Here is an 11,494-nt window from a genome sequence, read left to right as displayed (position 1 = left end):
ATTTTCAAGATACTGATGATAGGGTCTTCTAGTCGCTTCTGGAAGCCTTGGTGATCAAATTTGTCCCAGATTTTCACCGGCTGCAAGACACTCTTGCAGATGGATCTCTGAAAACTCGCTAGTGACAATCGCATTGCCCAGTCGCTCCAGTAGCACCAGGCGCAAGTTACCATCCAGTACCTTTTTGTCCACCATCATATGTTGCATAAAGGTGTCGGCGCTCATATTAGCAGGTGGCACGATAGGTAACTCTCCGGCTAACAGGATAGCGCGGATACGCTGGCAATCCTCTGCGCTGATCCAGCCCTCACGCAATGACAAATCGGCGGCCATTAGCATGCCCGTTGCCACGGCCTCACCATGCAGCCAGTTGCCGTAACCCTGTTCTGTTTCAATGGCATGGCCAAACGTGTGGCCCAGATTCAGAGTGGCGCGTACACCGCCCTCTTTTTCATCTTCTGCGACCACTTCTGCTTTATTCTGACAGGAACGATAGATCGCCTCAGTGAGAGCAGCAGGTTCGCGCTGCATCAGAGTAGACATGTTGTCTTCAAGCCAGGTGAAAAAACCGGAATCACGGATCAGGCCATACTTGATTACTTCGGCAATACCGGCAGATAGTTCACGTTCAGGCAGCGTATTCAATACTTGGGTATCGATCAGCACCACATTGGGCTGCCAGAAGGCACCGATCATATTTTTGCCCAGTGGATGGTTTACACCGGTTTTACCACCGACAGATGAATCCACCTGAGACAGCAGAGTTGTTGGCACCTGAATAAAGTCGACGCCACGTTGATAGCTGGCGGCAGCAAAGCCTGTCATATCACCAATCACGCCTCCTCCGAGGGCGATCAGGGTGCAGGTGCGGTTAAAGCGGTTTTCCAGCAGAGCATCAAAAATCAGGTTGACGCTGTCCAGTGTTTTATACTGCTCGCCGTCTGGCAAAATGACCTCAGCAACCTGATAGTCAGTGCCCAGAGTATTTTTTAACGTGTCCAGATACAGAGGTGCGACCGTGGTATTGCTAACAATCATCACCTGGCGCCCTTTAATATGAGGGCGTAACAGGTCTGCCTGGTTCAGCAGGTTTGGGCCAATATGGATGGGGTAGCTGCGTTCGCCAAGGTCAACATTCAGTATCTGTTTCATAGGGTGCTCACAGGGCCTTTAATTTCTTTATAATGGTACGGACCACGCTTTTGGGAGATTGGCGGTCAGTTTTAATCACAATATCGGCACACTCCTGATAGAGAGGGTGGCGAACTTCAAATAGGGACTGCAGGATAGCGCCGGGGTTATCATTTTGCAGCAAGGGACGGTTTTTATCTTTAGCCGTGCGTTGTAACTGTTGTTCAACAGAGGTGTGCAGGTAAACTACCATGCTTTTCTGGCACATCAGTTCGCGGTTTTCCTTTCGGGTGATAGCGCCACCTCCGGTGGCTAATAGAATCGGAGTTGGGCTTTCCAGTAGCTCGGCAATGGTCTGTATCTCGCGTTTACGGAAGCCGTCTTCGCCTTCCACATCAAAGATCCAGGGTATATTGGCGCCGCTTCGGGCTTCAATTTCCCGATCAGAGTCAAAAAATTCCAAGCCAAGCTCTGCCGCCAGTAAACGACCTATGGTGCTTTTCCCAGCGCCCATAGGGCCGACTAGAACAATATTATGGTTATAGTGCATGTAGTTTCGTGTAGAAAAGTCATGTCAGTTCAGGCTGACACTGTCTTCAATCAGCCTCGGTGTAATAAATATCAGTAATTCTACTTTTTCCTGAGACTTTTCGGAACGCTTAAACAGATTTCCTAAAAGGGGCAGATCACCCAGGAGTGGAACTTTGAAATTTTGCGCGATGGATTCGGAGGTGTAAATACCGCCTAAGACGATAGTTTCACCATCATTAACTAAAACCTGAGTTTCGATGGCACTGGTATCAATCGCGGGGGCTCCATCAAATTCCTGATTACCCAATGCATCCTGAGTAATTTTCAAATCCATGATGATATGGGCATCAGGGGTGATTTGAGGTGTAACCTCAAGTGAAAGTACAGCATCCTTAAAAGCGATCTTGGTGCCACCCGAGGAGGACTCTTCACGATAAGGGATCTGTTTACCAGATCTTATAATCGCTTTACGTTTGTTGGCAGTGATTACCTTGGGTTGAGAAATAATCTCTCCTTTACCTTCACTGGCTAATGCTGCCAGTTCCATATCTACCAAAATGCTGGAATCCGCGTAACCCAGAGCAAAGCTACCGCTGCTGGGGTTAAAATTGAAGGAGCTGCCACTGCGTACACCCAAGTCAACGGTTAAACCATTTTCGCCAATCGTTTTAATACCGGTATCAATGGCAGCACTGCTCCCACCGCCCCAGCGTATACCTAGCTCGTTACCAATATTGCTGCGAGCACTGACGATGCGCGCTTCAATTAATACCTGCTGAATGGGAATATCCAGTTTTCTGATGGCGCTTTGAATCTTTAACAGGGAGCTGGCCACATCCTGAACCAAAATGGTATTGGTGCGTTCATCCACCAGGGCCCGGCCCCGCTTTGACAGAAGCCCACCATGATTGTCTACACCGTTTAGAATGGTCGCAATCTCAGAGGCTTTGGCGTATTGGATCTGGATAAACTCCGATTCCAGCTCAGCCAGTTCCTGTGTGTCTAAATTGGCTTTCAGTTCTTGGCGTTCCCGTTCCGCAAGCTCTTCTGCAGGAGCAACTAAAAGAACGTTGCCTGTTCTGCGGCTAGCCAAGCCTTTACTGTCCATTACCAGCTGTAGCGCCTGATCCCACGGTACTTGCTCCAAATGCAGCGTGACATTGCCGCTGACACTATCGCTGGTAACCAGGTTTAGGTTGGTTGTTTCAGCGATGATCTGTAAAACTGCACGAATATCGATGTTCTGAAAGTTAAGTGTCAGCTTCTTGCCGGTATAAGGAAATTTTTTCTGCCGTTCCCGATTTTTATCCTCTTCGTTGACGGGTTTGATCTCCAGGGTCAGTTGACGGCCAGTTTGATAGGCTATGTAGTTATAGCTCCCTTCCAGGTCCAGAACTAGCAAGGTGTTTTCCCTGCTTTGCTGTACCCGTATTTGTTGCACAGGGGTTGAAAAATCTTTCACATCAAGGGTGCGCCTGAGAGCTGGAGGGAGGTAAATATTGGCCAGTTTTAGTTCCAGCTTTCCTTTGGCTGTTTCCCGCAGCATAAAAGCGCTGTCAGGCTGATCCAGTTTGAGGGTTAATAGCCCCTTGTTATCCTTGCCGCGACGAAAATCGATATCCTGTATACGGGGTGATAAAGCCGTTTGAGATGAGGTTAGGGCAACAGTTGAGTTGGCTTGATGGGACGGTTGCAGATCCCCCAGATTAATGCGGACCTGATTTTTAATCACTTTGCTGCGAAATGAGGTGGGGGCGTTCAGGTCGAGTACCAGGCGAGTACGGCCATTGGCTTGTGCACCTGAGATTGTTTTTACCTGAGCCTGGTTGTAATGGAAATAGCGCTGTGGCAGCTGGTTCTGAGTATTAAGCAGATCAATCACCAGGCGGCTGGGGTTATCCAATTGGTAGGTCAGGATTTTTGCGGGAGGTTTGTCCAGTTGCAGAATGATTTCGGTCTGATGCTCTTTGGTATTATGGAGTTCGATGTTCTTTAAAACAGCGTTTTTGGCGTGAACAGTAGGCAGTGACAGGCATAATACGAATAGAGCACAGGATTTTATCAGTGTTCGAGATATTGCTCTTGGCGGCGTAAAGGATGTTGACATGCTAATCCTAATTGAATCGTAGCGTTAACTGTCTGGTGCGTTTGACCCAGTTACCGAGCTCATCCTGCACTGTCTCTTCTATAATGACCTTCTCATGGCTAACGTCGGCTACCTTGCCGAAATTTTGCCCTAAAAAATCATGTATTGTGATTTTATGGACTTGTCCGTGCCCGTCATCAATCAATGCTGAGGGATGTTTGTCGTTGTCAAACTGTATACTGCCAACCATGGAAAGACGTTCAAATGGTATTAACTCCAAAGAGGTCTTCTCACGGGTGAAGTTTGGAGCCAGTGCACTGTCGGCGGTTGCTTTATTATCATCATCGAAATCGTCCTCCTTTGAGCGAAAAGGGCTGCGTAGATTACTGCCGGTGTAACTGATAGGAGAATAAACATCCATCTCCGGCAATGGTGAGATATCACCAGAAGATCTGGATTTAATCTGCAGTAACTGGGCGTTAAGTGCTTCTATGTCATCAGTACCATTGCACGCACTGAGCAAAACGGAGGTCAACAGCAGTAGAGGAGCCAAACACTTCATCGCGCACCCTTAGTCCTTTTTATCTGCAGAGTGGTTTTTATCTCCAAAGTCGCTACCATTATTCCCGGTTTGAACGGTTTTTTTATTGTGGTAGGTCATAGCCTGTATGCGTAGATTAAGCAGTTTAGTATCAGGTTTAAGACTAAAGTCGTGCAGTGTAACAATTCGTTGTAGCCCTGTAATACTGGCAACAAATAGGCTTAGATTGTGAAAACTACCCGAAATCTCTAAATCGATGGGTTGAGCCAGGTAAATTTTATTATCTTTAATAGGTTGGAGTTTGAGTGATTGGATTTCGACGCGATTGTTTTGCGCCAGTTCGCCAATCTGTTCAATTAATTCGGGGATAGCGTTGTCATCGGGGAGCTGGCTGGAAAGCGTTTTAATCAGTTGCTGAATCTCAGACATCTGCTGGCGATAAGCGATTAAATTAGCCCCCTGTAAGGCTTTTATCTCATAAGCTTGTATCAGTTGCTTTTCTAGGGCCTTAGTCTGTTGATATTGGTGTTCCAATGGTTTGATATAGAGCTGATAGCCCAGAATCAAAGTCAGAGTAAAGATCGTTATCAGTGTAAGGAAGCGACCAGGGCGGGGCCAGGAACCGGCGTTTTTAAAATCGATCTCTGCCAGGTCAATATTTACTATCTTGTTTTTTAGCTTATCCCAGAGCTGTGAGTCCCTCTGTAATGACTTCATGGTGTCTTCTCTGTAAAAGAGTTAGGAGCCAGGTTGACCAGCAGAGTGAAGCGACTAAACCCTTGTTTATTCTGACTGCTGTTAACGTCGGTGAGTACGGGGTCATCGAAAGAGGTGGAACGTGCCAGATGGCGCATCAAGCTGGATATTTCTCGGTTATTCTTTGCTTTGCCGGTGATTTGAATCTCATTGCCGATTTTACTGACTTGAGTCAGGTAGAGGGAATCGATGCTGGCTTGTGCCAGGTTGTTGACGATATGGACCATGTTGCCTCGATCTGCCTGTAGATTCTGAATGATCTGCACCCAATCCAGCAATTTCTCCCTTTGTGTCTGTAATGTCTGCACTTCCTGAATGTCCCGATTGAGGTTTTCTATACCCAGCTGGATTACACGGTTGCGGGCAGACTGATGATCAATCTGGTGGTTAATCATTAAGCCATAGGCAAGTACCAATAATCCTGCACACAGAACTACCAGTAGAGAGAGTCGCAAAAAAAGAGTCTGGCGCTGTTGGCGCAGCTCTTCCCGCCATGGGAGAAGGTTGATGTTAGGCATCGACCAGATTCCTCATGGCAAGGCCAAAAGCAACCAAGAGTGCAGGGGCATCATTGTTTAGAGCTTCAGGATCAATTTTTGTGTTGATGGACGTATTTGCAAAAGGGTTAGCAACGCTACAGGGGATGCCTAAAGCGTGATGAACAACGCTAGAGAGTCCTCGTGTGGCTGAGCTGCCACCGGTCAGTAACAGGTAGTCGACATTGTTATACGCGCTGGAAGAGTAAAATAACTGAAGTGAACGGGTGATCTGCTGAAGCGATGCTTGCTGAAAAGGCTGGAGTAGTTTTTTATTGTAGTCTTCTGGTAATCCACCTTTTTTCTTTGCCAAAATGGCTTCGCCATAACTCATTTTATAATGGCGCATAATCTCTTCAGTCAGTTGCTTGCCACCAAAGAGCTGATCGCGGCTATAGATTATTTCCCCTTGATGCAAAATGCTAAGGTTCGTCATGGTGGTACCGATATCAACCACGGCTATCAGAGGTTTTCGATCGGTTACACCCTTTTGTGGTTTTATTGCTTTCGCTCCCTGTGGATCAATTGAAGAGACTACCCGTTCAATGGCGTAGCTTTCGATGTCTACTGCTTTAGGAATTAAGCCTCCAAAATGCAGAGCCTCCTGTAGGTCTTCCACTGTTTCCCGGCGGCAGGCCACCAACAGAACATGGTTCTTATCGGGGCGTTCCTCTACGGGGCCTAAAATCTCAAAATCTATCGCCACCTCGTTGAGGGAAAAAGGAATGAACTGATCGGCTTCTACCATGATTTGGAGTTCCAGCTCATCAGATGTTAAGTGAGCGGGCATCTGAATCTTGCGGGTAACCACAGAGGCTCCTGAAACGGCAGAGACCGTATGGCGGGTGCTGGGCTGTGCCAGCTCAACCAGTTTTTTTATGGCGATGCCAACCTGTTCAGGTTGCTGGATTTTGCGCTCAGCAATAGCCTGTGGCGGCAAGGGGGCTATGCCATAGCTCTCAACCTTCAGGTGGCCGTTATGGCTGCTGAGCTCCAGAAGTTTGACTGATGAACTGCTGATGTCCAAACCCAGCATGCTCTGTTTTTTGCTGTGTAAGAAACTAAACAAGACCGCTTCCTTGAGTGTCAAAGTCTAGAAAAAGTGTCAGAGATAAAAATTAAATCTTTTCACCATCCATATGCAATTGGAATCTAGGTGCCCTAGTTGCCTATAATGGCAGCTTTGCTGCTAATGCAGGCAGCCCCGGCGATTAAAGATATGGGACGCGGAGCTTCATGAATGCACTGATAACGTTTTTAAGATGGACCATGTATACCTTATTGGCAAGTTTTGCTGGTGCCAGTGTTGCGGGTTTAAGTGTAGTGCTGTATTTGGGACCACAGCTACCTGATATTGAGCAGCTAAGGGATATCCGTCTGCAGACGCCATTACGTATATTTAGCCGTGATGAAAAGCTGATCGCTGAGTTTGGAGAGAAGCGTCGTAATCCTGTGCGCTATGATCAAATCCCGAAAGAGTTCACACTGGCGATTTTAGCTGCGGAAGATACCAACTATTACACCCATAACGGTATTGATCTTAAGGGGTTGGCGCGCGCATTTGTTCAGCTGGCCCAAACAGGTCGTATTCAGTCCGGGGGGAGTACTATTACCATGCAGGTGGCCCGTAACTACCTGCTAACGCTGGACCAGACATTTACCCGTAAGTTTAAGGAGATCATGATCGCAATGCAGATGGAGCAGATCCTGAGCAAACAAGAGATCATGGAACTTTACGTTAATAAAATCTATCTGGGTAATCGTGCTTACGGTATTGATGCCGCAGCAGAAGTCTATTACGGCAAGGAGTTGAGTGAACTGTCGCTGGCCCAGCTGGCAATGATTGCTGGTTTGCCAAAAGCTCCATCCCGCTATAACCCTATTGTGAACCCTCGCAGGGCTCTGTTACGCCGTAACTGGATCATTCAGCGTATGTATGATCTGAAGATGATCGACCTCCCGGCCTATGAGCAAGCCGTGCATGAGCCTATCACGGCACGCTATCATGGTTTGAAACGTGAGGTGGAAGCACCTTATATTGCTGAAATGGTACGCAAAGAAGTGGCTGAGCGCATGGGGCGTGATGATCTCTACTCAGCGGGTTACCGGGTGTACACGACGATAGATTCCAAAGCTCAGGCTGCGGCAAATTCAGCACTGATTAAAGGTTTGTTGGATTATGACAAGCGACATGGCTGGCGCTCCGTACAGCAAAGAGATATCCCTGCGTTTATTGAAGAAGACCTTTCGGATAATACTGAGAAGTATGAAGACGGTGAGTTAGATCTGGGAATTTCTCTGGAGGCTTCCGGTGTAACGTCTGAAAGTGGAGAGGATATCAGCAACTGGATAAAAGTGTTGCGAGAAGCGCCGTCATATAATGATATTGTCCCGGCCGTTGTTTCTGTTGCTGAAGGCAAAACACTGCAGGTTGTGAACGAAGAAGGCCGCTATATTGATATCCCTTGGGAGACCGTTACCTGGGCGGCACCGTATCGTACATCGAGATGGAAAGGCCCCCAGTTGAAGAAGGTCTCCGATATTCTACGTCGGGGTGACCTGATCTATATCGAGCCTGTTGAAGATGGCTGGGGGTTGTCCCAGCTGCCTGATATTCAGGGCGCTTTTGTGTCTATGTCTCCAGAAGATGGTGGTGTGCTGGCTCTGATTGGTGGCTTTAATTTCTACCAGAATAAATTTAACAGGGTGTATCAGGGCGGCCGCCAGGCAGGGTCTATCTTTAAGCCGTTTGTTTATACGGCGGCATTGGAGAAAGGCTTTACTGCTGCTACGATTATTAACGACGCCCCTGTGGTTTTTGAAGATGTCAGCCTGGAGTCTGCTTGGCGTCCGAGTAACGCCAGCGGTAAGTTTTATGGTCCGACACGTCTGCGTCATGCGTTGTATAAATCCAGAAATCTGGTATCGATCCGCATCCTAAGGGAGATTGGTGTTGAGTCGGCCATCGATTTTGTTGGTCGGCTGGGTTTTGATATTGAGAAGCTGCCTCGAAATCTGTCTCTGGCACTAGGCAGTGCTACGATTACGCCATACGAAATGGCTGCAGGCTATGCTGTGATTGCCAATGGAGGCTATAAAGTTAAGCCTTATTTTATTGCGCGTATTGAAAGCAGTAGTGGCGAGGTTTTGTTCCAGGAAACACCGAATGTTGTGTGCCGCCAATGTAGCGCTACGACGCAAACGGTAATGCGAGGTGATCAGGTTTTACCAGTGGCTCCACGAGTAGCAGATGAGCGGAGTGTTTATATTATGCATAGCCTGTTAAAGGATGTTATTCGCCTCGGTACCGGCCGTAAGGCGCTAGTGTTGAAGCGTAATGATATCGGTGGAAAAACAGGTACTACGAATGACCGTAAAGATGCCTGGTTCTCCGGTTTTAATCAGGAAATTGTCGCTACGACCTGGATTGGCTTTGATAAGCCAGAAGATACAGGGGAGTATGGTAGTAAAGCTGCATTACCAGTCTGGATTGATTTTATGGCAGAAATGCTGAAAGACAGACCTGAGAGTAGTATGAAGCAACCTGTTGGCATTACCACGGTGCGTATCGACCCGGATACAGGCAAGCGTGCCCACCCTGGCCAGTCTAATGCAATCTTTGAGGTTTTCCGGGTAGAGAACGTACCTAAAATGGAGAAGGCAGTGCCGACATCCTCTTCAGAGAAAGCGATGGGGGTATCTCCCGGTGGAGTAGAAGCTTCTCCCGCGCCTGAGTCACTGTTCTAGAGTGTTGCCAAAAGCTAATTTGATTGTTGCTGCGATGTGGCTGTCGGTGAAGATAAGCTTGTCGGCCACTTAACCCTGTCAGCAAGAAGGTAAGGGATACGAGGGTGCGAGCTTATAAGGTGTGATATATGGCGGAAAGGTTCAGTTAAAAAAACGGCACCCTTGTGAGGTGCCGTTTTTTATGCCGGAACGAATGTCGTGTGGACATTTATTTCGCGCATAGTGTCTTACAGTGGGTAGTGCTCTGGGTATGGCAGACGTGCTACACCAGAATCTACAGCTGCTCGAGCTACCGCAGCAGATACTACACCCAGCAGACGGGAATCGGTTGGCTTGGGAATGATATAGTCAGGACCAAACTCCAGTTGAACGCCATCGTAAGCGTCGATTACTTCCTGGGTAACGGTCTCTTTCGCCAGGTCTTTAATGGCGTGAGCTGCAGCTACTTTCATCTCTTCGTTGATGCGTGCTGCACGAACGTCCAGAGCGCCACGGAAGATGAATGGGAAACCCAGTACGTTGTTCACCTGGTTTGGATAGTCAGAGCGGCCAGTCGCCATGATCAGGTCATCACGAGTGGCATTAGCCAGCTCTGGGCTGATCTCTGGGTCTGGGTTAGAACAGGCAAATACGATTGGCTTAGGTGCCATTTTCGCCAGTTGCTCAGCAGACAGCAGGTTAGGACCAGACAGGCCAACGAATACGTCAGCACCATCAATCGCATCATCCAGGGTGCGCTTATCGGTGTCGTTTGCGAACATCGCTTTGTACTGGTTCAGGTCATCACGGCCGCTATGGATAACGCCTTTACGATCCAGCATGTAGATGTTTTCTGGCTTGGAGCCACAGCTCACCAGCAGTTTCATACAAGCAATCGCCGCTGCACCCGCACCTAGGCATACGATTTTGGCTTCTTCGATCGTTTTGCCCTGAATTTCCAGAGCGTTCAGCATACCCGCTGCAGTTACAATCGCAGTACCGTGCTGATCATCGTGGAATACAGGGATATCGCACTGTTCGATCAGAGTGCGTTCAATTTCGAAACACTCAGGGGCTTTGATATCTTCCAGGTTGATACCGCCGTAAGTGTCGGCGATACGGGCAACCGTATCAATAAAGGCTTGTGGGCTTTCGGCGTTCACTTCAACATCAACAGAGTTGATATTAGCGAAGCGCTTGAACAGCAGGCTCTTACCTTCCATTACTGGCTTACTGGCCATTGGACCCAGATTACCCAGACCCAGAATAGCACTACCGTCGGAGATTACAGCAACCAGATTGCCTTTACCGGTGTAGCGGTAGGCATTTTCTGGGTCTTTTGCAATTTCACGGCAAGGCTCAGCAACGCCTGGGCTGTAAGCCAGGGACAGGTCGCGAGCTGTTTCTGCTGGCGTGCTAATCTCAACACTCAATTTCCCTGGAGTTGGATAAGCATGATAGTCCAGCGCAGCTTGTTTCATATTGTCTGACATTTTTTATGTTCCGGTTGTTAGGGTTTAGCATTTCAGAGCATATAGAAAAATACCAGTGCGAACAAGACGAGCATAGTACAAAAGTCAAAGAACTTTTTTTACAAAAAAAAGGCGGTTTTATTCCAAAAAAACGCTATGAAAATCAAGCTGTTGTAATTTGACTACGCCCAGTGGGTCATAATGGGTCAGCGGTAGAATCAGTCTGACACGAAAGTCTTTGTGCTTATATAAGCTACTTTTAGATAGGGATGACAATAACTTGTTGCGGGTGAAATATTTTTACCGAGTTTGGGCAGGCAAGGGAAAGAAAAGAGGGGAGAGCAGAGGGCCGTAATGCTAAAGGGCAATTTGTGTGCTTGGAAACAAAAAAGGCACCCAAAAGGTGCCTCTTTTACAAACTGCAATTGCTTAGCGCTTAACGCGGCTTGCAAAACGCTGCTTGAACTTGTCAACACGACCACCAGTAGAAGCTTGCTTCTGCTTACCAGTGTAGAAAGGGTGACACTGAGAGCATACGTCTACGTGCAGGTCTTTGCCCAGAGTAGAACGCAGGTCGAAAGTGTGACCGCAAGTACAAGTTGCTTTCACTTCGGTGTAATTAGGATGGATACCATCTTTCATTGGAGGAAACCTCTATCAATATGAACCGCCACCTGGTCTTGCCAGGCACCGTTCAAGGTCGTAGTAAAAAACC

At 47.8% G+C, this 11,494-nt stretch carries 10 protein-coding genes; 1 reads left to right on the top strand and 9 read right to left on the bottom strand.

From position 1 onward, the window contains the following. Positions 1 to 54: 54 nt before the first annotated feature. The 7 genes from aroB to H579_RS0114470 are packed head-to-tail and all read right to left on the bottom strand — an operon-like array spanning position 55 to position 6,650. Positions 55 to 1,152: a 3-dehydroquinate synthase gene (aroB, locus tag H579_RS0114500; protein WP_028301289.1), complete on the bottom strand. Its 1,098-nt coding sequence runs from the start codon at positions 1,150 to 1,152 to the stop codon at positions 55 to 57. 7 nt (positions 1,153 to 1,159) lie between these two features. Further along, the gene (gene aroK / locus H579_RS0114495; RefSeq protein ID WP_028301288.1) at positions 1,160 to 1,681 is read right to left on the bottom strand and encodes a shikimate kinase AroK; all 522 of its coding nucleotides are present in this window, start codon (positions 1,679 to 1,681) and stop codon (positions 1,160 to 1,162) included. Between the two features lie 24 nt (positions 1,682 to 1,705). Then, positions 1,706 to 3,769 carry a type IV pilus secretin PilQ gene (locus H579_RS0114490; protein ID WP_051227663.1) on the bottom strand — a complete coding sequence of 688 codons (2,064 nt, stop codon included), beginning with the start codon at positions 3,767 to 3,769 and terminating at the stop codon, positions 1,706 to 1,708. A gap of 7 nt (positions 3,770 to 3,776) precedes the next feature. Continuing rightward, positions 3,777 to 4,310, bottom strand: coding sequence for a pilus assembly protein PilP (locus tag H579_RS0114485; RefSeq protein WP_028301286.1), 534 nt, complete (start codon positions 4,308 to 4,310; stop codon positions 3,777 to 3,779). Between the two features lie 9 nt (positions 4,311 to 4,319). Continuing rightward, positions 4,320 to 5,006 carry a type IV pilus inner membrane component PilO gene (locus H579_RS0114480; RefSeq protein WP_028301285.1) on the bottom strand — a complete coding sequence of 229 codons (687 nt, stop codon included), beginning with the start codon at positions 5,004 to 5,006 and terminating at the stop codon, positions 4,320 to 4,322. Continuing rightward, entirely contained in the window at positions 5,003 to 5,563 is a 561-nt protein-coding gene (locus H579_RS0114475) for a PilN domain-containing protein (RefSeq protein ID WP_028301284.1), read from the bottom strand. The genes H579_RS0114480 and H579_RS0114475 overlap by 4 nt, the downstream gene beginning before the upstream one ends. Beyond that, on the bottom strand, positions 5,556 to 6,650 hold the full coding sequence (locus H579_RS0114470) for a pilus assembly protein PilM (RefSeq protein ID WP_028301283.1): 1,095 nt from the start codon (positions 6,648 to 6,650) through the stop codon (positions 5,556 to 5,558). Before H579_RS0114470 ends, H579_RS0114475 begins: the two co-directional genes overlap by 8 nt. A 167-nt stretch (positions 6,651 to 6,817) precedes the next feature. On the opposite strand from H579_RS0114470, the gene H579_RS25780 reads away from it, so the two are divergent. After that, positions 6,818 to 9,328, top strand: a complete 2,511-nt coding sequence (locus H579_RS25780; RefSeq protein ID WP_084624151.1) for a penicillin-binding protein 1A — start codon at positions 6,818 to 6,820, stop codon at positions 9,326 to 9,328. Positions 9,329 to 9,555: 227 nt separating this feature from the next. Here H579_RS25780 and H579_RS0114460 read toward each other — a convergent pair whose 3' ends face one another. Next, positions 9,556 to 10,800: a malic enzyme-like NAD(P)-binding protein gene (locus H579_RS0114460; RefSeq protein WP_028301282.1), complete on the bottom strand. Its 1,245-nt coding sequence runs from the start codon at positions 10,798 to 10,800 to the stop codon at positions 9,556 to 9,558. Positions 10,801 to 11,208: 408 nt separating this feature from the next. Then, positions 11,209 to 11,421 (bottom strand): 50S ribosomal protein L31, encoded by a 213-nt coding sequence (gene rpmE / locus H579_RS0114450; RefSeq protein WP_028301281.1) that lies wholly within the window; start codon positions 11,419 to 11,421, stop codon positions 11,209 to 11,211. Between the last annotated feature and the right edge of the window lie 73 nt (positions 11,422 to 11,494).

It is taken from the genome of Oceanospirillum beijerinckii DSM 7166 (assembly GCF_000422425.1).
GTDB classification, from domain to species: Bacteria; Pseudomonadota; Gammaproteobacteria; order Pseudomonadales; family Halomonadaceae; genus Oceanospirillum; species Oceanospirillum beijerinckii.
This window is presented reverse-complemented; position numbering and strand designations above follow the sequence as displayed.

Coding starts and splice junctions, on each gene's coding strand:
- H579_RS0114475 (WP_028301284.1), bottom strand. CDS start 5,563: ATGCCTAACATCAACCTTCTCCCATGGCGGGAAGAGCTGCGCCAACAG.
- H579_RS0114480 (WP_028301285.1), bottom strand. CDS start 5,006: ATGAAGTCATTACAGAGGGACTCACAGCTCTGGGATAAGCTAAAAAAC.
- rpmE (WP_028301281.1), bottom strand. CDS start 11,421: ATGAAAGATGGTATCCATCCTAATTACACCGAAGTGAAAGCAACTTGT.
- H579_RS0114460 (WP_028301282.1), bottom strand. CDS start 10,800: ATGTCAGACAATATGAAACAAGCTGCGCTGGACTATCATGCTTATCCA.
- aroK (WP_028301288.1), bottom strand. CDS start 1,681: ATGCACTATAACCATAATATTGTTCTAGTCGGCCCTATGGGCGCTGGG.
- aroB (WP_028301289.1), bottom strand. CDS start 1,152: ATGAAACAGATACTGAATGTTGACCTTGGCGAACGCAGCTACCCCATC.
- H579_RS25780 (WP_084624151.1), top strand. CDS start 6,818: ATGAATGCACTGATAACGTTTTTAAGATGGACCATGTATACCTTATTG.
- H579_RS0114485 (WP_028301286.1), bottom strand. CDS start 4,310: ATGAAGTGTTTGGCTCCTCTACTGCTGTTGACCTCCGTTTTGCTCAGT.
- H579_RS0114490 (WP_051227663.1), bottom strand. CDS start 3,769: ATGTCAACATCCTTTACGCCGCCAAGAGCAATATCTCGAACACTGATA.